Annotated in this window: 23 protein-coding genes; 10 read left to right on the top strand and 13 right to left on the bottom strand. The window is 44.1% G+C overall.

Features of this window, described 5'->3' with window-relative positions; genetic code table 11:
• Positions 1-52: 52 nt before the first annotated feature.
• Complete coding sequence (locus tag PV763_RS06480) at positions 53-1,396, bottom strand: dicarboxylate/amino acid:cation symporter (RefSeq protein WP_253102397.1); 1,344 nt, start codon at positions 1,394-1,396, stop codon at positions 53-55.
• 408 nt (positions 1,397-1,804) lie between these two features.
• On the opposite strand from PV763_RS06480, the gene PV763_RS06485 reads away from it, so the two are divergent.
• Complete coding sequence (locus PV763_RS06485; protein WP_005106493.1) at positions 1,805-2,806, top strand: glycosyl transferase family protein; 1,002 nt, start codon at positions 1,805-1,807, stop codon at positions 2,804-2,806.
• A gap of 85 nt (positions 2,807-2,891) precedes the next feature.
• Here PV763_RS06485 and PV763_RS06490 read toward each other — a convergent pair whose 3' ends face one another.
• Together PV763_RS06490 and PV763_RS06495 are read right to left on the bottom strand one after the other, a co-directional pair.
• Entirely contained in the window at positions 2,892-3,164 is a 273-nt protein-coding gene (locus PV763_RS06490; RefSeq protein ID WP_004278992.1) for a YeaC family protein, read from the bottom strand.
• Positions 3,165-3,167: 3 nt separating this feature from the next.
• A complete protein-coding gene (locus PV763_RS06495; protein ID WP_004645573.1) occupies positions 3,168-4,106 on the bottom strand; it encodes an NAD(+) kinase in 939 nt (312 codons plus the stop codon).
• A 191-nt stretch (positions 4,107-4,297) separates the two neighbouring features.
• Between PV763_RS06495 and mrcB the strand changes: the two genes are divergently transcribed.
• Together mrcB and PV763_RS06505 are read left to right on the top strand one after the other, a co-directional pair.
• The gene (gene mrcB / locus PV763_RS06500; RefSeq protein WP_420937515.1) at positions 4,298-6,688 is read left to right on the top strand and encodes a penicillin-binding protein 1B; all 2,391 of its coding nucleotides are present in this window, start codon (positions 4,298-4,300) and stop codon (positions 6,686-6,688) included.
• A 14-nt stretch (positions 6,689-6,702) separates the two neighbouring features.
• Positions 6,703-7,248, top strand: coding sequence for a tetratricopeptide repeat protein (locus tag PV763_RS06505; protein ID WP_420937516.1), 546 nt, complete (start codon positions 6,703-6,705; stop codon positions 7,246-7,248).
• Positions 7,249-7,306: 58 nt separating this feature from the next.
• Here the strand turns inward: PV763_RS06505 and PV763_RS06510 are convergent, their stop codons facing one another.
• A complete protein-coding gene (locus tag PV763_RS06510; RefSeq protein WP_420937517.1) occupies positions 7,307-8,206 on the bottom strand; it encodes an NUDIX domain-containing protein in 900 nt (299 codons plus the stop codon).
• A 138-nt stretch (positions 8,207-8,344) separates the two neighbouring features.
• Between PV763_RS06510 and hemP the strand changes: the two genes are divergently transcribed.
• The gene (gene hemP / locus PV763_RS06515; RefSeq protein WP_004645578.1) at positions 8,345-8,515 is read left to right on the top strand and encodes a hemin uptake protein HemP; all 171 of its coding nucleotides are present in this window, start codon (positions 8,345-8,347) and stop codon (positions 8,513-8,515) included.
• An 82-nt stretch (positions 8,516-8,597) separates the two neighbouring features.
• On the opposite strand, the gene PV763_RS06520 is transcribed toward hemP, so the two are convergent.
• From PV763_RS06520 to PV763_RS06535, 4 genes are all read right to left on the bottom strand, one after another.
• Entirely contained in the window at positions 8,598-9,923 is a 1,326-nt protein-coding gene (locus tag PV763_RS06520; RefSeq protein ID WP_420937518.1) for an ATP-binding protein, read from the bottom strand.
• A gap of 4 nt (positions 9,924-9,927) precedes the next feature.
• The gene (locus tag PV763_RS06525) at positions 9,928-10,593 is read right to left on the bottom strand and encodes a response regulator transcription factor (protein ID WP_253173526.1); all 666 of its coding nucleotides are present in this window, start codon (positions 10,591-10,593) and stop codon (positions 9,928-9,930) included.
• A gap of 135 nt (positions 10,594-10,728) precedes the next feature.
• The gene (locus tag PV763_RS06530; RefSeq protein ID WP_243474634.1) at positions 10,729-11,094 is read right to left on the bottom strand and encodes a NirD/YgiW/YdeI family stress tolerance protein; all 366 of its coding nucleotides are present in this window, start codon (positions 11,092-11,094) and stop codon (positions 10,729-10,731) included.
• A 93-nt stretch (positions 11,095-11,187) separates the two neighbouring features.
• Complete coding sequence (locus tag PV763_RS06535) at positions 11,188-12,945, bottom strand: GspE/PulE family protein (RefSeq protein WP_420937519.1); 1,758 nt, start codon at positions 12,943-12,945, stop codon at positions 11,188-11,190.
• Between the two features lie 209 nt (positions 12,946-13,154).
• Here PV763_RS06535 and PV763_RS06540 point away from each other — a divergent pair, with 209 nt between their 5' ends.
• The gene (locus tag PV763_RS06540) at positions 13,155-14,405 is read left to right on the top strand and encodes an MgtC/SapB family protein (RefSeq protein WP_180077750.1); all 1,251 of its coding nucleotides are present in this window, start codon (positions 13,155-13,157) and stop codon (positions 14,403-14,405) included.
• Position 14,406: 1 nt separating this feature from the next.
• Here the strand turns inward: PV763_RS06540 and tsaA are convergent, their stop codons facing one another.
• Positions 14,407-15,126, bottom strand: coding sequence for a tRNA (N6-threonylcarbamoyladenosine(37)-N6)-methyltransferase TrmO (tsaA, locus tag PV763_RS06545; protein ID WP_420937524.1), 720 nt, complete (start codon positions 15,124-15,126; stop codon positions 14,407-14,409).
• Positions 15,127-15,231: 105 nt separating this feature from the next.
• Here tsaA and PV763_RS06550 point away from each other — a divergent pair, with 105 nt between their 5' ends.
• The gene (locus PV763_RS06550) at positions 15,232-16,011 is read left to right on the top strand and encodes a ferredoxin--NADP reductase (protein WP_004279005.1); all 780 of its coding nucleotides are present in this window, start codon (positions 15,232-15,234) and stop codon (positions 16,009-16,011) included.
• Between the two features lie 64 nt (positions 16,012-16,075).
• On the opposite strand, the gene PV763_RS06555 is transcribed toward PV763_RS06550, so the two are convergent.
• Both PV763_RS06555 and PV763_RS06560 read right to left on the bottom strand, forming a co-directional pair.
• Positions 16,076-16,258: a hypothetical protein gene (locus PV763_RS06555; protein ID WP_420937520.1), complete on the bottom strand. Its 183-nt coding sequence runs from the start codon at positions 16,256-16,258 to the stop codon at positions 16,076-16,078.
• Between the two features lie 18 nt (positions 16,259-16,276).
• Positions 16,277-16,528 (bottom strand): hypothetical protein, encoded by a 252-nt coding sequence (locus PV763_RS06560; protein WP_071851683.1) that lies wholly within the window; start codon positions 16,526-16,528, stop codon positions 16,277-16,279.
• A gap of 218 nt (positions 16,529-16,746) precedes the next feature.
• Here PV763_RS06560 and PV763_RS06565 point away from each other — a divergent pair, with 218 nt between their 5' ends.
• Positions 16,747-17,709: an IS30 family transposase gene (locus tag PV763_RS06565; RefSeq protein ID WP_086043916.1), complete on the top strand. Its 963-nt coding sequence runs from the start codon at positions 16,747-16,749 to the stop codon at positions 17,707-17,709.
• Positions 17,710-17,775: 66 nt separating this feature from the next.
• Here PV763_RS06565 and PV763_RS06570 read toward each other — a convergent pair whose 3' ends face one another.
• Complete coding sequence (locus tag PV763_RS06570; protein WP_420937521.1) at positions 17,776-18,399, bottom strand: cation transporter; 624 nt, start codon at positions 18,397-18,399, stop codon at positions 17,776-17,778.
• An 86-nt stretch (positions 18,400-18,485) separates the two neighbouring features.
• Here PV763_RS06570 and PV763_RS06575 point away from each other — a divergent pair, with 86 nt between their 5' ends.
• The 3 genes from PV763_RS06575 to PV763_RS06585 all read left to right on the top strand — a co-directional run bounded on the left by PV763_RS06575 (position 18,486) and on the right by PV763_RS06585 (position 20,696).
• Positions 18,486-18,896, top strand: a complete 411-nt coding sequence (locus PV763_RS06575) for a Cd(II)/Pb(II)-responsive transcriptional regulator (RefSeq protein WP_044112990.1) — start codon at positions 18,486-18,488, stop codon at positions 18,894-18,896.
• Between the two features lie 133 nt (positions 18,897-19,029).
• A complete protein-coding gene (gene yegQ / locus PV763_RS06580; RefSeq protein ID WP_420937522.1) occupies positions 19,030-20,439 on the top strand; it encodes a tRNA 5-hydroxyuridine modification protein YegQ in 1,410 nt (469 codons plus the stop codon).
• A 2-nt stretch (positions 20,440-20,441) separates the two neighbouring features.
• Positions 20,442-20,696 carry a YfhL family 4Fe-4S dicluster ferredoxin gene (locus tag PV763_RS06585; RefSeq protein ID WP_005247463.1) on the top strand — a complete coding sequence of 85 codons (255 nt, stop codon included), beginning with the start codon at positions 20,442-20,444 and terminating at the stop codon, positions 20,694-20,696.
• 255 nt (positions 20,697-20,951) lie between these two features.
• Here PV763_RS06585 and PV763_RS06590 read toward each other — a convergent pair.
• A partial coding sequence (locus tag PV763_RS06590) for an FAD-dependent oxidoreductase (protein ID WP_420937525.1) occupies positions 20,952-21,113 on the bottom strand: 162 nt, incomplete at its 5' end.

The raw sequence follows: 21,113 nt of genomic DNA on the forward strand, positions 1-21,113 counted from the left end.
TAAAAAAGGGAAGCCGAAGCTTCCCTTTTAGACATGAAAGACAGACTCAAAATTAGTGAGCGTTATTGCCTTCTTGCGCCATTTTTTCATCAATTTCTGCAGGATTTGCTAAAGCATAGTTCAGCTTGTCCATATCTAACTGGCCAACCCATTTCGCAACCACTAAAGTCGCCAAAGAGTTACCAACCAGATTGGTCAAGGCACGAGCTTCAGACATGAAACGGTCAATACCGAGAATCAAGGCCAGACCTGCAACAGGAATATTACCTACGGCAGCCAAGGTTGCCGCCATCACAATAAAGCCTGAACCAGTCACACCTGCCGCACCCTTAGATGAGATCAGAAGTACCAGAAGCAGGGTAATTTGATGAGACAAATCAAGTTGCGTATTGGTCGCTTGTGCAATGAAGATCGCAGCCATCGTCAAGTAAATCGACGTACCATCCAGGTTAAATGAGTAACCAGTTGGAATCACCAGACCTACTACCGACTTCTCGGCACCGGCAAGTTCCAGTTTCTTCAACATACGTGGTAATACTGACTCTGAAGATGACGTCCCCAGTACAATCAGAAGTTCTTCGCGAATCAGGCGGATCATCTTCATGATGCTGAAACCTGCGAAACGCGCAATTGAGCCCAATACAATGAAAATAAACAGTACGCAGGTGATATAGAAACAAATGATCAACTGTGCCAGCTGAGCAAGAGAACCAATACCATATTTACCAATGGTAAATGCCATCGCACCAAATGCACCGATTGGAGCAAGTTTCATCACCATGTTCACGATGTTGAAGAATACATGTGAAATCTGGTCGATGAGTTTCAGGACTGGCTTGCCTTGATCACCTAGCTTATGCAGTGCAAAACCAAAGATGATCGCGAACAATAGAACCTGCAGGATTTCGCCTTCCGCAAATGCGCCCACAACCGTATTTGGAATAATGTTCATCAGGAAGTCGATAGTCGATTGTGACTCACCTGAAGCAACATATTTACTGATGCCACTAGTATCCAGTGAAGCAGGATCAACGTTCATGCCCACACCAGGCTTCACGATGTTAATCACGACCAGACCGATGACCAAAGCAATCGTAGATACGATCTCGAAGTAAAGTAAAGCAACACCACCAGTTTTACCCACTGATTTCATGCTTTCCATACCTGCAATACCGCTCACTACGGTACAGAAAATTACAGGTGCAATGATCATTTTAATCAGACGGATAAATGCATCACCAAGCGGTTTAAGCTGTTCGCCCAAGCCAGGGACATGTTGTTCTACGCCATTGATAATTTGCGTACCACTAGGCGAAAAATGCCCGACCAGAATACCTGCGATAATGGCCACAATCACTTGAAAATACAGTGACTTATAAATTGGTTGTTTCGCCATAATAAATCTACTTGAACGATATCAAAAATAAGAAAGACCATTTTGAGAAATATACTGACCTCTTCATCCCTTCTCTGGGTGAACCGGATCAAATCTCAAAAGGCCCAAGAGAATGTTCAAAATGATAATCAGCCATGCATTGAATCTGACACTCAGTATCAGAGCAAAGTATTAAATGGGAGAAAGAGATTAAGAAAAATTAAACAGACTCTAAAAATTGCCTAAATTTTACCGAATATTCATACTAAATGTGCATAACTTATTATGTGCTTGTTTGCTTTTTAATCAATATTGGATTAGACATTAGTCGATAATCAGATTTAACTGATTGTTTTACGTATACTGAAAGGTTTATGGATTTTCATCCTCTCCCTTGACATTAATATTTTCTGCAAGCTGTAAAAAGTTATGAATACCAAAAGAAATATTTATAAAGATTTCGAACATCCCTTTGCCCAATATGTACGCATTGTGGGTAAAGGGAAAAATGGCGCCCGCTCTCTCTGCTATGATGAAGCCTATCAAGCCTTCAGTATGATTTTGAAAAATGAAGTGCTGGATGTGCAGTTAGGTGCATTCTTGATGTTATTGCGGGTCAAGGAAGAATCTGTAGATGAGTTGGCCGGTTTTGTACAGGCGACACGTGACCAGCTGAGTTTCAAAAAACTGGATGTCGATCTGGACTGGTCTTCATATGCGGGCAAGCGCAAGCATTATCCATGGTTTATTCTGGCAGCCCTGACACTGGCCAAGCATGGTTATAATATTGTGATGCATGGTGCCTCGGGCCATACCATGAACCGCGTTTACACCGAACAGGTGCTGACTTACTTAGGCTATCCAATCTGTCAAAATGATGCCGAGGTTGAACAGCAACTTCTACAACAGCATTTTGCTTACATACCGTTAGAAGTAATTTCTCCGATTCTTGCAGACTTGATTGCGCTGCGTAATGTCATGGGCTTACGCTCCCCAATTCATACCCTGGCGCGTCTGATCAATCCCTTTAATGCCAAAGCGACCCTGCAAGCCATTTTCCATCCAGCATATCGTGGTTCGCATCAGCAAGCAGCTTTCCGCTTGGGCTATAAAAATAGTGCCGTGATTAAAGGTGAAGGGGGCGAATTCGAGCGTAATCCGGATGCCAAAACGCTCATCTGTGGCATTAAAGATGGCCTGCTCTATGAGCATGAATTGCCAAAGCTCACTGACAACCGCAGTCCAATTGAAGAAGAACTGGATCTGGCGCTATTTAAGGCTGTCTGGGACGGTCAGCAAAGCCATGATTATGGCGAGATTGCAGTGATAGAAACTATGGGCATTGCGCTATATACCATGGGCGTGTGTGACAGCTTTGAAGCTGCGATGCAAAAAGCCAAAATCTTATGGGCGAATCGCCACACGGTTTAATCTTTATAGTATAAAGAAAAAAAGCATTGTTAATCACTTAACAATGCTTTTTTTAATTGTATTGCTATTGGCTGGGAATTAAGCCTTAAACAAAACGAATCGGCTTGAATTCAGGTTCATTCTTGTGATGATCATCATCACACTCTTCACCCTCTTCTTTAGTACCGCGATCGATATAACCGCTGCGCTCATTTTCAGGCAGGTTTTTCATTTCCCAGGCATACACTGCCTGCATACAGGTCTGACGTTGTTCTGGTGTCAAGGCTACACCGTTTGGCCACTTTCCAATTTCGACTGCTGTTCTTAGGCGTTCAACAATCTCAGGATTGAGTACGGCAAGCATTTGTTCAATATTCATGATTTAATCCTGCTTAAAATAATCAAAGTCCTGATTCCACCCCAGTTTGGTTCGACAGGCATTATAAAAGTCATAACCCGGTGGATGCAGAAGATTCAGTTTAAAGGGATGCTTGCGAATATGGACGCTATCACCCACATTCAAAGACACACTGTGTTGTCCATCCGCACTAACCATCGGCAGTACGCGATTTTCACGAATCAGTAATTTAATTTCACTATGTCCACCGACCACAATCGGGCGTGAAGACAAGGTATGCGGATGCATCGGTACCAAGGCAATCGCATCCATACTTGGATGTACAATCGGGCCACCACCAGAAAGCGCATAAGCCGTAGAACCAGTCGGCGTAGAGACTATCAGGCCATCGCTGTGCTGACGATAGACATATTGTCCATCAATATTCAGTTCAAAATCGATCATATGTACCGATTTCCCTGAATGTAGCACCACATCATTCAGGGCAATGGCATCGTAAATCACTTCGCCTTTGGAGCGAATTTCGACTTCGAGTAAAAAGCGTCGCTCAGTCTGAAAGTCACCCTTTAATACTTGATCCAGCTTGAAGATCACTTCGGTCGGCTTGATATCCGTTAAAAAACCCAGACGACCACGGTTAACCCCGATCACTGGGGTATTGTACTTGACCAAGGCACGTGCTGCATGTAATAGCGAGCCGTCGCCGCCCACGACAATCACCAGATCCACCACCTCACCCAACAAGGCACGACTGACGGTTTGGGTATTTTGATAGGGAACAAGTTCAGCTGTCGCTGCATCAAAAACTGGATGTAGGCCTAAATTGAGAAGATGATCGTGAATAAGGCATAAGGTTTCAACCACCGACGATTTATCAGGACGTCCTATTAACCCGATATTTCGAAAGGTCTTATGGGAAATTTGCACCAGTGTCGTCGCTCCGCTACGAATCCTGCTTATCATAACATTAAGCTATACCTGGATGACAATTTATAACAGTGCTTCATAGGTAGGAAATTATTTGAAATATATTCGAATTAAGGAGAAATTGTGGGGTTTCATTTTAATTTTAAGCGCATTTCTTGATTAAATATTGCAAAATAATGAAAAGCTTCGCATGATTAGCACAATTTCACAGGATCTTATAAGTATTTATGAAATCTGAACGTGGCATGGGGTTTCTTGCCTTAATTTTTTCCATTATCGTCATTTCTATCTTTGTAGCATTTAGTATCTATTTGATTAGATTAGACAATATTGTACGCGACAAGTTTGAAGGTCAGCGCTGGGATATTCCGGCCAAGGTCTTTGCACGTCCGATGGAAGTGTATGTGAATGCCCCAGTCAGCCTGCAGGATTTCCAACAAGAATTAAAATCACTCGGTTATAAAAATTCGGATAGTTATACCAAATCAGGCAGCTTTGTCACCACGGGTAATACCCTGTATGTGCATACACGCGGCTTTGATTTTGGTGACCGGGTTGAACCGGAACAAATATTAAAAGTCAGTTTCAGCGATGAACAGATTGCAGAAGTCAGCGCGACCAAACCCTCTTCAAGCGGGATTGCGCGTTTAGAACCTTTATTAATAGGCGGGATTTATCCGCAGCATAACGAAGACCGTGTGCTGATCAAGCTAAATAAAGTGCCTAAGCCCTTGATCGAAGCGCTGATCGCGACTGAAGACCGCAAGTTCTATGAGCATCATGGGGTTTCACCGCGTGGTATTGCACGTGCCGTGGTCAGCAATATTACCGGTGGTAAACGTCAGGGTGGCTCAACCTTGACCCAGCAATTGGTTAAAAATTTCTATTTAACCCCTGAGCGCACCTTAAAACGTAAAGTGAATGAAGCCTTTATGGCGATGCTGATTGAATTACATTATGACAAGAATGAAATTCTGGAAGCTTATCTGAATGAGGTGAATCTGGGCCAGAATGGTAACTATTCCATTAATGGTTATGGTCTGGCATCGCAGTTTTATTTTGGCCTGCCACTGCGTGAACTGAATATTTCCCAGCAAGCATTTCTGGTGGGTTTAGTCCAAGGTCCGAGTCTATATAACCCATGGCGCAATCCTGAAAGTGCGAAAAAACGCCGTGATATCGTCCTAAATAATATGCTGGTGATGGGCTATCTGACTCAGGAACAATATGAAAAAGAAACCGCACGTCCGTTAAATGTCATTTCAAAACCGACTTTAGGCCCTGCCCGCTTCCCGGATTTTCTGGATATTGTACGTCGTCAATTACGCACAGATTATCAGGAAACCGATCTGACCAATCAGGGTCTGCGAATTTTCACTACTTTAGATCCTTTGGCCCAAACCAGAATTCAGGACAGCTTTAAAGAGACGGTGGCGCGTTTAAGCAAATCCAATCCGGGTCGCCTGAAAGATTTACAGGGTGCGGTATTGGTATCGCATCCGGAAAATGGTGAGCTGGTGGCCGCAGTAGGTTCTACTCAAGATTTTACCGGCTTTAACCGTGCAGTCGATGCCAAGCGTCAAGTCGGTTCCCTGCTAAAACCGGTGATCTACCTGAGTGCCCTGGAATCGAACCGTTATCACTGGGCAAGCCCAATTGAAGACAGTGAAATCAGCATCAAGAGTGATGGCAAAACCTGGACGCCGAAAAACTATAGTGGTCGCGGACATGGTGTCATTCCAATGTCACAAGCCTTATCGCAATCTTATAACCTGTCCACTGTGCGTTTAGCACAAGAATTTGGTCTGTCCACCTTTATTAATCATCTGAAAAAATTTGGTGTGACCTCAGATATTCCATCTTATCCATCGATTTACTTGGGTGCGGTAGATATGTCCCCGATGGAAGTGATGAATATTTACGGCAACTTTGCTACAGGCGGCTTTAAATACCCAACCAAAGCCATCCGCTCTGTGGTGGATGCCAACGGCCGCTCTCTGGATCGTTATAGCCTGAGTGTACAACCGACCATTGATCCAGCTTCTGCTTATGCCCTGAATTATGGCTTACAACAGGTCATGTCGAATGGTACAGGTCGTGCAGCCTATAACAGCTTACCACGCAGTCTGAATCTTGCTGGTAAATCCGGTACTACGAATGACAGCCGTGACTCATGGTTTGCCGGATACTCAGGTAATTATATGACCGTGGTTTGGCTCGGTCTGGATGACAACAAAGTCACTGGCTTGACCGGTTCTTCAGGTGCTCTGCCCGTTTGGACCAATGTCATGAAACAGCTACGCCAGAAACCGGTGAATTTGCCACAGCCGAATGAAATCGAATGGCATTGGCTGGATCGTTATACGGGTTTGTTGTCTGCACAAGGCTGTGAAGGCGCCATGTATATCCCGATTTCGCGTCATGCCCTGCCAAATCAGGCGACTGCCTGCGGCATCTCGCATTATGTGACAGAACCTTATGATATTGATTCAGAACCTGCGCAATCTGATGCTGAACAGGATGATATGAGTCGCTACATACAAGAAAGTGAAACAGAAATAGAACGTGATCTTGAGAGCGAAACCCGTATTATCGCCAGTGGAAGTTATAGCCATTAATTGAGTCTATGTTTATGTTAAGAAAAATCCTCCCTGGTTTGCTCATCCTCAGTCTGGTGGGCTGCCAAAGTATCTCCGAGCCAAAAAAGCCAGTTAGCCCCGCCAAGCCTGCGACGGAAAAACCTAAGGCAAAAACACCAGACGGCGTCGTGATTACGCCTTATGACCGTCCTGACATCAAACGTCAGAAAATTGTCATTCCTGAACAGAAGCCGAAAAGCCAAAAGTTTGATGATGGCCGTAATCTGCCGGCTTTTAAGAGTCTGATGCAGCAAACCCAGCAGGCCTATACCAAGCAGCAGTTCGCTCAAGCTGAAGCGTCTGCAACTCAGGCACAGCGACTGGCCCCTCAAGCACCGGAAACGTATTTATACCTGGGCATGATCGCCAACCGTAAAAATCAGCCAGCAAGCGCCGATGCTTTTGCCTTACGTGGCCTGAGTTATGCACAATCTAGTGCCATGAAAAAGCAGCTTTGGCAAGTACGCCTTAAATCTGCTCAGTTGCGGAAAAATGCCAAAGCGATTCAGCAAGCCCAACAGGCACTCAAAAAGCTTTAAGATAATTTTCCATAGAAACTGACTTACTAATAGAAAGTTTATTTTATAAATAAAGTGTTTAAATATAGCGAATGCCGGCAATGCCATAAGCATGCTGGCTTTTTGCATAATCGAGTTCTTCAGCTTTCATTCCGCCCAAAGCAAAAACCGGAATCTGTACCTGCTCTGCCATTTGCTTGAATTGCTCCCAGCCTAGCGCAGGTGTGTCCGGATGCGTTGCGGTCGCCAGTACCGGACTCAGTAAAGCCGCTTCACAGCCGATCTGTTCTGCATGCATTAAAGCGGTCAGGTCATGACAAGCCGCTAGATAACGATAGCCAGATTTCAATTCACTTTGTTTCAAGTTCATCAGTTGATTCTGTTTTAGATGAATCGTGCAAATCGTCTGCTGCTGCAATTCATTCAGTTGTGACCAAAGCTGCTGATTAATAATTAACTTGGAGAGTTGATCTACCGGATACTGCTGTAATTGCATGATCCGTTCAGGCGTTGCTTCCACGCGCCAATACAACATTTGATCTGTATCTAGACTTGATAAGATATCCAGATCTTCAGCAATCTTGATGCGCTGCGGCCATTGCAGCTTTTGAATCATGGACTGATTGGCTTTCGGAAAATTCAACTGGCCAAGTTCTTCCCGGCTGTACCAGCGCCAAGGCTGTTTGATTTCAGCCAGTTGCGCAGGCTGTACTGAAGCATGGAAAATATGCAAATTGACGATGAGATCTTCATATTCATGGGAGATAAAATCAGAAGCATGCCAGCGTTCGATATCAACGCCCACCTCTTCAATCACTTCGCGGCGACAGGTTTCGACTAGCAACTCACCCTGTTCAACTTTTCCGCCTGGAAATTCATATTTATTGCCCTGATGCTGCTTGGCCTCACGCCAGCCGACGAGAACCTGATTTTGATAAAATATAAGCGCAATTGCGACATGAATCGTAGCTTTAGTCATGATGTACAGAACCGTTGAAGTTTTACAGATTGTAAGCAAATTAGAGTTTTTTATAAATTACTCAATATTTCGTTGACAGATCTATTCGATAATGATTATCATTTAAATCAATCCAAAACACACCACGGAGTCGACGGAATGAACGCCCCATTTAGCCTATTTACCCGTAACAATGATACTCACCATGCCTTGCCAATGCTGCACTCCAACAATCTGTTTGCACTGGGTCGTGAAATCCGGATCATGCATGCTGGCGAAGAATACCGCTTGCGTCTGACCCGTAATAACCGTCTTATTCTGACCAAATAATTAAATCAGTTCTAATAATAACAAACGTGGGAAGCAGCAGTATGAATCAGCGCATACTGCTTTTTAGTTTTTTAATCTCTGATTAGGATTCCTGTTTAAAACTCAATGATACTTTAAGCCCCCCCAAATCTGACGGCGCATAATCAATTTTAGCTGCATGCAGTGCCATAATTTTCTGGCAAATGGACAAGCCTAAACCTGAACCCTGAGTTCGCGTACCCAAAGCCCGATAAAAACGTTCACCTAAACGTTCCAGCACATCATCAGCAATCCCCTCTCCTGAGTTTTCAATCAATAGTTGTATCTGATGCTGCTCAATAACCGTTCGGATCTCGACCTGTCCCTGCGGCGGCGTATAACGAATAGCATTGTCGACCAGATTGCGAATACAACTAAAAATCAGTTCTGGATTCGCTTCAATCACAGCATCCTCAAGGTTTAAATTCCAATGAATGTCTTTTTGTTCTGCAAAAGGTTGCAATGCCTGCAAAGCCTCCTGAACCAGATTATTAAGATTAATCGTTTGCGTTGGTAATTGCTCTGTGCGCTCCGGATCGAGTCGTGCCAGCAAAAGTAAGTTTTCCAGCACTTGCGTACCGCGGTTGACATCATTTTGAATCAGCTGCAATGCCTGAGGGAGCTGTGCATCATCTTGATATTTTCGTTTTAAAACCTGTAGACGCATTTGAATCGCAGACAGTGGCGAACGCAGCTCATGTGAAGCATCTGCAGTAAAACGCTGTTCGGCAGCCAGTGATTTCTCCAGCCGGCCGAGCATGGCATTCAGCTGACGAATAATCGGCTGCAGTTCAGTGATTTCAGGATCAGGCGTTTTGATAGGACTGAGATCCTGAGCAGTTTTGGAACCAATCGCCCGGGAAATCTTGTTTAATGGTCGTAGCTGGCGTCTGATCGCAACACGCAAAATCAGCCATTGCACTAGCCATAAAATCAATAAGATCCCGGCAAAGCCCAAGGTGGTTTGCCAGAGCTCATCGAAGCGTACTGAAAGCGGTTGTACGATTTTGACCTGAAGGTCGTCATCTTCCGCAGTCAGGATGCGGATAAAACGGCCATTTTCATAAGCAAACTGGAAGCCATTTTTCTGTGCTTTTGGAATGGTATTAATTAATTCATCATCAATAGAAGTAGTCAGTACCTGCTGATCCAGCAATAAGGCATACTGGATATCAAACTGTTCACTGAGTTCATCCACCTGGGCGTCTTTGGCTTGGGTGACATCACCGAGTAACAGCTCAGAAATCTGCTCCATTAATTCATCATGCAACTGACTGGCCTGATAACTGGAAATTCCCAATAACAGCAGCCAAGCCAATATTCCAGCCAATATGGAACTGAACAGCGCGTGTTTGATCAGCCGGGTTTGCAGGGAAATAGTAGCCGACATGAGCTTAAGCCTCAGCTTTATGCATGCGGTAGCCCAGACCGCGAATGGTCTTGATCATCTGGCTGCCAATTTTTTTACGCAGCTGATAGATAAACACTTCAATCGCATTACTTTCAATTTCATCGCCCCAGGCATACAGCGATTCTTCCAGCTGTTCACGGGTGACAATATGTTCAGGCTGCTGCATCAGCTTGTATAAAATCTGGAACTCTTTCGCAGTCAGATTGATCGCTTGACCCGCTTTGCTCAGGTTTTTGGCCTGAGTGTCCAGACTAAGATCCTGCCAGTGCAGGATATGATTCGGTGTTTGCTGCTTCAGCCTGAGCTGGGCACGTACCCGGGCGGAAAGTTCTTCCAAACTAAAGGGTTTCACCAGATAATCATTCGCGCCTAAATCCAGCCCCTCGACCCGGTCATCAATACTGTCTTTGGCCGTAATAAAAATCACCGGCGTATCTTGCTGTTGGCTGCGCAAACTTTTCAGAATCTCGTCTCCCGTGGCATTTGGCAGACCACGATCCAGCAGAATACAGTCATATTGATGCTGCTCAATCGCCAGGATCGCATGATCACCGCGCTCTACCCGGTCAATCACATAACCGTCCATTTCCAGCCAGGTCTGGATACTGTCTGCCTGAGACTGATCATCTTCCGCCAAAAGAATACGCATACTCTGCTCCGTTTGCTTTCTTGTTCTATCTTGCCTTGAAAAAGCAGCAGACTCAAAAAAACCACATGCTTTTTGGTAACTTGCATGTGGTTTTTTGTTGCTGTGTTCAAACTGATTGCAGCAAATCAGGCGATATTAGAAACGAACCTGATCAACCTCAATTTCAACACGTTTTGCCGGCTTATAATCAATGTCGATTTCACCTGTGATGATCACCGGTGTTTTGGCTGAAATCGGCTTGCCTTGCCAAAGTTCATCATCAATCTCAACAGTTATAGTACCTGTGCTGTCGCGGAACTGGTATTTTTCATCACCCACTGCTTTCACGACATAACCTTTAAGCTGAACCTTGCTGTCATCTTTCATGGCCAGTGCCTGTTTGACTGTGGTCGATTTAGTAAAAGCGGCCTGATTCACAGCAGTGTCACTACTTGCTATCGTAGCTGTCGCAATAGAACCCATCAATGCAGCTGCCAAAACCGTATTTATCATCATTTTCATCGCAGTTACCTCTTTAAAGTCTTGCCTTGTTTCGATGATGCTATTAAAACAGCCGAAGATGAATTGAATCTTAAGATTGCTTCATTTTCAAAATTAATTTAGGGGCACCACTCTCAGGACTTCTTCAAGCGTAGTGACACCTTCCAGAATCTTGCGCGCCCCGGCAATTCTGAGCGGCTCTACCCCTTCTTTTTTCGCCTGCTGACGCAGCTGGTTCAGATTAGCATCGGCACCAATCAGCTGTTTAGTGGTCAGACTCAGTGGCATAAACTCATAAATCCCAATACGGCCTTTATAGCCGGTATGCCGGCATTCTTCGCAGCCCACCGCCTTAAAGACAAATTCCGGTCGCGGCAAAGGATAATCGGCTGCCAGATGCTGCCATTCCTGTTCATTCAGGAAGCTTTCCTGCTTGCAATGTGGGCAGAGTTTACGCACCAGACGTTGAGCCAGAACACCCAAGATGGTTGCTGCTGTCAAAAATGGCTGTACGCCCAGATCATGCAGACGGGTCAGACTCGACGGCGCATCATTGGTATGTAAAGTTGAGAGAACCAGATGACCAGTCAATGCTGCCTGAATCGCCATATTGGCAGTATCCTGATCACGAATTTCCCCGACCATGATAATGTCCGGGTCCTGACGCATCAATGCACGCACGCCGTCAGCAAAACCAAGATCGATACCATTATTGACCTGCATCTGGTTAAAGCTGGGTTCCAGCATCTCGATCGGGTCTTCAATGGTACAGACGTTGACCTGTTCAGTCGCCAGCTGTTTCAAGGTTGAATAAAGCGTAGTAGTTTTACCGGAACCAGTCGGACCGGTCACCAGAATAATGCCGTGACTGTGACTGGTCAGATTGTTCCAGTCGTTGAGCAGATGACCTTCAAAACCGAGTTGCTGGAAACTTCTCACCAGCACTTCCGGATCGAAAATACGCATTACCAGTTTTTCACCAAAAGCTGTCGGTAAGGTCGACAGGCGCAGTTCAGTTTCCTGTCCTTTGGGCGTGCGGGTTTTCAGTCGGCCATCCTGTGGCTTACGTTTTTCCGCCACGTTCATTCGGCCCAGAATCTTGATTCGGGAAATGACGGCGGTCAATGTATTGGCCGGCATATTGTAAATCGTATGCAGCACCCCATCAATCCGGAAACGGATCTTGCCGGTGTCTTTACGTGGTTCCATGTGAATATCACTGGCACCTTGTTCAAAGGCAAATTGCAGCACCCAGTCCACCAGTTTGACAATATGCTGATCATTGGCATCCGGATTCTGTGAATCACCCAATTGCAGCAAGGCTTCGACGCCCTTATTTTCCCGGTCATAGGCAGAGGATTTTTGTGAACCACTGACTGCACGACTGACCTGATAATATTCAGTAATATAACGTTGTAATTGTTCTGGATTCAGTAATACCCGTTGTATTTTTTTCGGGGAAATATTTTGCTCGAGATTCGACACCCATTCGGTTTTATAAGGCTGATCCGTGGCGATCAGAACTTTGTCTGCCTGAATTTCTACTGCCAAAATATGGTTGCGCAGTGCATATTCCTGCGACATGACATGGGTCAATGCCTGTACATCAGCTTTGAGCGGATCAATGATATAGAACATCAATCCGGTTTTTTCTGCCAGCCACTGACATAAACGGTTCAGAGTCAGTGTTGTTTGAGGATGGGACTGATCGACCAGATTAAAATTAGCAATCCACTGTAAAGGGTGCCATTTTAGGTGTTCACGTTGCCGATGAGTGGTTTGTACCAGCATCCGGTCGCGTTCACTGATTTTACCGTCTTTAAAGAGTTGGTCTAGACACCATGCCGTATCAATTTCAAAGTCAAATTTCATTATTATCAGTCCCCAAACTTGCCTCCACTATAACAAGTTTTTGCAGTTTTTCGCATGCTCCCCACCTGTTGAATGTACGTTTCTATTTCAATCTCAAAAAGAAAGTAAATAATGGATTTGATTACTACCGCAACATTTTTGATCTATGCAAACTCTATCTCGTCGCATATATTTTTAAATAATCAACTCTTAGCTTGCTGAGGTCACAGATGGATTTGACTGCGGTTCCCCTGCATGCGCATTCTTTTCATGAACTGCTCACGATACTCACCTCGGCATTAGGCTGCGGCCTATTGATTGGTCTGGAGCGGGAACGGCATAAGCAACGCGAACAGCAACCGAGTTTTGCCGGCTTACGTTCCTTTGCAATCTGTGCTTTATTGGGTGCACTGTGTTTCCTGTTTGGAATCGTGATTGCTGTAATAGGTGCTTTGATCGTGGGTGGCATGGTCATTTTATCTATCAAAAATCAACCAGATGATCCGGGCATTACCACAGAGCTTGCATTTGTGATGACCTATTTTATTGGCGCCATGTGTTTATGGAATATTCCTCTGGCAGCCGGTCTTTCTGTGCTCTTAACCGGTATTTTGATGGCCAAACATACCATGCACAATATTGCCGGAAAATGGATTAAAGAAGCCGAATTCAGGGATGGACTATTATTACTGGCCTTGATTTTGATTGGCTTGCCGCTTACTCCTGACCGACCTTTCTGGGGTGAAGTGCTTAACCCTTATATTATCTTAAAATTACTGACCTTAATTTTAGTGGTACAAGCTCTGGCGCATATTGCGAAACGCTTTTTTTCGACTAAAAATGCCCTGATGCTGTCCTCCATTGCTTCCGGTTTTGTTTCCAGTACGGCGACCATCGCTCAGTTAGGTTTACAGGTCCGTAAAGGTGAAATGGATGCACGATCGAATGCCGGCGCCGCACTGATGTCCTGTATCTCGACCATTGTACTGCTATTGATTGTGGTTGGAGGGGTATCATGGAACTGGCTGAAAATCCTGCTTTTGCCCTCTTTAGTTGCCGTAATCCTTCTGGCAGCCTGTGCATTTTTATTATTGCGCAAGGCAAAACCTGCGCCGAGCATGGAATCATCAGACAGCCAAATGTTCAGCTTAAAAGAAGCCGTGATTATTGCAGTCACATTAACATTGATTCAGGCTGGAGTTTACGGACTGGAGGTCTGGCTCGGGGATGCCGGCCTACTGGTCGGGACCTTACTCGCCTCTCTGTTCGAGATTCATGCCGCGATGGCCAGTGTCGTCGTTCAAGGTGACCCCTCCAATCTACGTTTGATTTATGCCCTGCTTTTAGGTCTAGGTGCTCATGCCCTGGCCAAGTCAGCCAATGCCGCTTTGACCGGTGGCTGGAAGTTTGTCCTTTATTTTGCACCTGTGCAGATTTTGCATATGGCGGCGTTGATTGGCTTATTGTGGTGGAACCTATAATCTAGGAAGGAATATGCTGGATAGCAACAATTAGCACTTGCTGAGCATGAATTTTGAAATGGATATCAACGGTTGCAAACTTCATCCCATATACCCGTTCTTCATCTTCCTGATATGCAGGTCTTGGATCTAAAGATAAGACAGCTTCCAGTTCCTGAATAGTCTGCACAGAAATTTTTCCATTTCCTAGTAATTGTTGCTTTTGCTGCTCCGCTTCATCGCTCCAGATGACGGTTTTACGTGGTGGTTCATCCTGTGCATAACCGCTTTGTGCTTCAATCATGGCATCCGAATATTGAATATAAGGTTTGATATCCATAATTGGCGTGCCATCGAGCAAGTCACTCCCTGTCACATACACTCGAACATGTTTGCCCACTTTTCTCACTTCTTTGAGTTTGACCACAGATAAACCAATCGGTGATGGACGATACATGCTGCGCGTAGCAAACACGCCTATTTTCTTGTTACCACCCAAACGCGGCGGACGCACTTGTGGACGAAACTGGCTGTTGTGCTGGTTTTTATTGTCATGAAATTGCCAGACCAGCCACAAATGACTGAATTCTTCAATTCCCTCAAAGGCGAGCAGGTCATTATAGGGCCCGACCATTTCAATATAGCTTTCGACCTGAACCAGATTCGGCTGACGAGGAATACCAAATTTTTCTTTATAGGGAGAACGCATATAACCAATAATCGGCAGCGTCAGTTCAGTCATCATCACTTTTTTTGATAAGCTCAATTAAATATATTCAGTTTATCGAGAATGAATTTAGATTAGAATAGCAAGCTGTTCTAATTTGATAATTTATTGAGACCTTTAATGGCTGCTTTTAACGTCGAAAAGATTACTCACGTCCACCACTGGAATGATACTTTATTCTCTTTTAAAACGACTCGTGACACTGCTTTGCGTTTTAAAAACGGTCAGTTTGTAATGATCGGCCTTGAAGTCAATGGCAAGCCGTTAATGCGCGCATATTCAATTGCAAGCGCCAACTACGAAGAAGAGTTAGAGTTTTTCTCAATTAAAGTGCCTGATGGTCCACTGACTTCGATTTTACAGAAAGTCAAAGTCGGTGATGACATTTTGGTTTCTAAAAAGCCGACAGGTACATTGGTACTTGATGACTTGAACCCAGGTAAAAATCTTTACCTGCTTTCTTCTGGTACTGGTCTTGCACCGTTCCTGTCGACTATTCGCGATCCTGAAACTTATGAGCGTTTTGAAAAAATCATCGTAGTTCACGGTACCCGTTTCATTTCAGAACTGGCTTATCAAGATTTGATCCTGAATGAAGTGCCAAATCATGAATTCTTCTCTGAACTCGGCGCGAAAGAAAAATTGGTATATTACCCAACCGTCACCCGTGAAGAATATCCAAACCAAGGTCGTGTAACCACCGCGATTGAAACCGGTGAACTGTTTGAAAAAATCGGTCTGCCACGTTTCAACCCGGAAACTGACCGTGCCATGTTATGCGGTAGCCCTGCATTCCTAGATGACGTTGCTGCGCTTCTTGACCAACACGGTCTGAAAGAATCTCCAAAAATGGGCGTTCTAGGTGACTACGTGATTGAACGTGCATTCGTTGAAAAATAAGATTTTCTAAAATAAAAAACCGGACTTTTAAGTCCGGTTTTTTATTGGAACAATCACCAAATAATTAACGATCACGACCTTCCTGATTTGCAGAACCTGAACAGCCTGCACCACCACCAATAATAAAACCGCTTTCTGCCTTACATGAACCAATCATACGGCCATGAGAGTCAAATGTAGTTACTGTCGATGCACAGCCCGTCAATACAACAGTCGCTACGAGTGCAATAAGTGCTGATAATTTCATGATATTCCCCTTTATTATTTACGGTTTTAAATTAATCTGATTTTGGCTTGGTGGCGTTGGTAACAGGCCTGTAGCAGCATTTGGCGTATTGTAATTCACACCTAAGGCATCGCCTGAACCACTACAATGTGCACTTGCGGTCGAAAGTAGGCCACGCGTCGCCATACATGAACCGATGATTTTTCCTGTTGCATCATAAGTCACGACTTTGGAACTACAAGCGGCTAGCCCCGATATTGCCAATATTGAAAAAATTTTAATTAAATTCACATTAACCCTCGCACGATGCAAAAAAAACTAAATTATTAAAATTTATGTATATTTTCCGAATTTCGCCAGAGGTTCTAATTTAATTTGCTTATTTGTAAAGCTTTATTTTTCACATATCGCGGATTCAAATCCCAAGTGCGACACATTTGTAGTTAGTTGAAAAAGTTAGGTGTATTAGAATCATTAGACTTTTTCAACTCGCAATTGGAAAGCACACAATGAAGCAATACACCCAACTTTCTCAAGAAGAAAGATACGAAATTTATGCTGCCTTGAAAAGTAAATCTTCAATCTCTACTCTTTCCAGAGAGCTTGGTCGTTCCAGATCAACCCTCTATCGTGAGATCAAAAGGAATACAGGGGAACGCGGCTATCGGGCTAAACAGGCTGATCGGTTTTCAAGTCAACGACGATACCGTTCTTCATCTCAGATGACAGACTTCGCCATATTTTACATCCGTTATCTGATTGCTCTGGATTGGTCGCCTGAACAGATTTCCGGGGCATTGAAACAACGTGGCTGGCTAGATGTCCCATCACATGAGTGGATCTATCAGTACATCTATCAGGATAAATCTAAGGGTGGAGAACTGCATCAACATTTAAGACACCAGAAAACCTATCGCAAGCGGGGTTATAAAAACACAGACCGTAGAGGCCAACTGGTTGATAGAACAAGCATTCACTGTCGCGACGAGGTCATAGACAAGCGTCAACGTCTTGGTGATTTTGAAGGTGATACCGTGATAGGCAAGAATCATAAGGGGGCATTATTAACCCTGGTTGATCGCAAGAGTCTGTATCTACATATCGCTCATTTGGGGAAAACTAGAACCTCAGCTAAAACGATCACGTGTGCTTTAGAGTGTTTGCGCCACAGTCATGCATATAGTGTGACCTTTGATAATGGCAAGGAATTCTCAGAGCATTGGCGGATAAAGGAAGCAGGTATAGAAACTTACTTTGCAGATCCGTACAAGTCGATTCAACGTGCCAGAAATGAAAATAGCAATGGTCTGATCAGGCAATATCTGCCAAAATCCTCATCGTTTGATGATGTTTCAAAAGAACGGATAGAACAGATAGAATCTGCTCTAAATAATCGCCCCAGAAAGACACTGGGATGGTATACGCCCAGTGATGTTATGGCTGGTTTTTATACTGTTGCACTTGCCGCTTGAATCCGCCTATTATAAAAATGGAAACAAATAAAAAGCTGCCCTGTAGGACAGCTTTAAATATAAAAATTAGCTGGATTTATGTTTAAGTGACCTTTCTTCCAGAGACTGCTTAATCACTTGATAACCTGATGTGATGCCGAGTGTTGCGATAATCACAGCCACAATAATATCTGGCCAAAGACTACCTGTACCAAATACGCCTACGGCTGCCAAGATGACAGCAAAGTTGCCAATTGCATCATTACGACTACAGAGCCAGACCGACCGCATATTGGAATCACCTTCACGAAAAGCATAAAGAATGGCTGCTGTAAAAACATTTGCCACTAAGGCCAGCACGCCAATCAGGCCCATTGTCAGTGCTTCAGGTGGAATACCTTGCAGAAAGGCGTAAATCACTTTGCCAATCACTACCAGACCAAACAATGCCATGGTCATCCCCTTTACCAAAGCGACTGTTGCCCGCCAATACAGACTCGCACCAAATACAACCAAAGAAATCCCGTAATTGACGGCATCACCAAAGAAATCTAGCGCGTCTGCCCACAAGGCTGATGAATGTGCATATGCACCACCGATCAGCTCCACTACAAATAAAGTGAAGTTTACCAGCAAGGCAATCCATAGCGCTGCTCTAAATTTGCTGTTGGGCTTGATGGGTGCCGGGGCAGGACTACAACTACAGGCCATATAACTCCCCCGATGATTTTTTATCTAAAATACGATAAATTGATTAGAAACTATGGACTAACTCCAAGGTCAAGCATGAGGGCGATATGTCAGTTTATTTGATTTCAGAAATGGCCAAAAAAACTGGTCTAAGCACTGATACCTTACGTTTTTATGAGAAAAAAGGCTTTATTCAGCCGAATTTTCGAGCAAGTAATCAGTATCGTTATTATGGTGAAGACGCATTAAAAAGACTGCTTTTTATCAAGCGTTGTCGGGCCTTGGACATGTCGTTAAAAGAGATTGAAACCCTGATTCAACTTGAACAAAATCCGGAACAGGACTGCTGTGCCGTCAACCAGCTGATTGATCAGCATCTTTCGGATATTTCAAATAAAATTAAAGAATTACAGATATTTGAACGGCAACTGATCACACTGAGAGAAAGTTGCAATACCCCGACCACCATTGATCATTGCCAGATTTTAAAAACGCTTGAAAACTCTGAAAATGACTGAATATTGAAGACATTTTATGGAGGATTCCCTACTTAAAAAAGAACCTTGTTTTACATCCAAATCGCGTATTTCCGAGTGATTTACTAGGTTGAATCCAAATTCCAGATGATTAGAATAAAGCCGTACTTTTTATATGTCTTTCGATTTGATCATGAGCATTACCACCGTTACCGAACTTCTCTCACCAGCTGGCTCACTCAAAAATATGCGCTATGCTTTTGCTTATGGTGCAGATGCAGTTTATGCCGGCCAGCCGCGCTATAGCTTGCGGGTTCGTAATAATGAATTTGACCATGACAATTTAGCGATTGGCATCAAAGAAGCACACGAACTAGGCAAAAAATTCTATGTGGTGGTCAATATCCAACCTCATAACTCCAAGCTGAAAAATTTTATTCGTGACTTGGAACCTGTTGTCGCGATGCAGCCGGATGCGCTGATCATGTCCGATCCAGGTCTGATCATGCTGGTGCGTGAACATTTTCCAAAGATGGATATTCACCTGTCGGTTCAGGCCAATGCCGTGAACTGGGCAACCGTGAAATTCTGGAAAAACATGGGGCTGACCCGTGTCATTCTGTCACGTGAACTGTCGATTGAAGAAATTGCAGAAATCAAACAGCAAGTGCCCGATATGGAGATTGAGGTTTTTGTTCATGGCGCATTGTGTATGGCCTACTCTGGCCGTTGCATGCTGTCTGGCTATATGAACAAACGTGATGCCAATCAGGGTGCCTGCACCAATGCCTGCCGCTGGGAATATAAAGTTCTGGATGCCAAGGAAGATGAAACCGGTGATGTCATTCCAGTAAAAAATCTGGATTCAGGCTGCTGCTCTAAAGATGCTGATGAACAGCACATGCAAGAACAACATCAGTTTGATGAGCCTGTGCTATTGCAGCGGAATGATGAAGATATGTTTGCCGCAGAAGAAGATGAACACGGCACTTATTTCATGAATTCTAAAGATCTACGTGCAGTCCAGCATATAGAGCGCTTAACTAAAGTGGGTGTGCATTCACTGAAAATCGAAGGCCGTACCAAGTCTTATTTCTATTGCGCCCGTACTGCTCAAATTTACCGTAAAGCGATTGATGATGCGCTTGCGGGTAAACCTTTTGATCCATCACTGATGACACAATTGGAAGGCTTAGCGAATCGTGGTTATACCGAAGGTTTCCTACGCCGCCATGTGCATAGTGAATATCAGAATTATGAACATGGTTCTTCCAGTTTTGATCATCAAATTTTCTGTGGCGAAGTGCTGGAGCGTAATGGAGATTACATCAAGATCGATGTGAAAAACCGTTTTATCGTCGGTGACTCACTCGAACTGATGACGACTAAAGGCAATATCACTTTCACTTTAACCGAAATGAAAGACAAAAAAGGTAATCTGATCGAAGATGCCAAAGGTTCAGGTCACATCGTCGAGATTCCGGTTCCGGCAGATGTTGATATGCAATATGCCCTGCTGATTCGTAATCTGCCAAGCTCGACTGCGGATATTTCGGCATCTTCACTGGCTTATCAAGCGAGTTAAATATGGCACTACTAATTACCGACAAATGCATCAATTGCGATATGTGTTTACCGGAATGCCCAAATGACGCGATTTATGAGGGTGCGAAAGTTTATGAAATTGATGTGAACCGTTGTACAGAATGCGTCGGTTTTTACGAGCATCAGACCTGTGTGGATGTCTGTCCGATTGAATGCATTATTCCACATCCCGCGCATCGTGAAACACAGGAGCAATTACTGGAAAAATTTAAGGGTTTGAACTTATTTAAATCTTAAATAAAAATGAAGCAGTAGAATGTATATTGCTTCATGTAAAGACAACCTTGGGGAAAGTATAAAAATAAGGGTTGAAAACAAAAACTGTGCAGAGGAAAGGAACAGCTGAAAGTGTGTGGGGACACTTTTGGCTGATCCAATAATAAATATAAAAAAAGGAACTCGGGTGTTAGCGTCCTGAGTTCCTATAAAGCGATAATAATGTATTGATAAGATATAGCACCTCGGTTTTGGGGAACCTAGGTGCTATTTTTTTTACTGCCCAGAACGGATGATGTAATCAAATGCAGACAGTGAGGCTTTTGCACCTTCACCGGTGGCAATGATGATCTGCTTGTATGGCACTGTGGTACAGTCACCTGCTGCAAACACCCCTTTCACATTGGTTTCGTTGCGGTCGTTAATCACGATCTCGCC

This window comes from Acinetobacter sp. AS5 (assembly GCF_048957595.1).
Taxonomy (GTDB): domain Bacteria; phylum Pseudomonadota; class Gammaproteobacteria; order Pseudomonadales; family Moraxellaceae; genus Acinetobacter.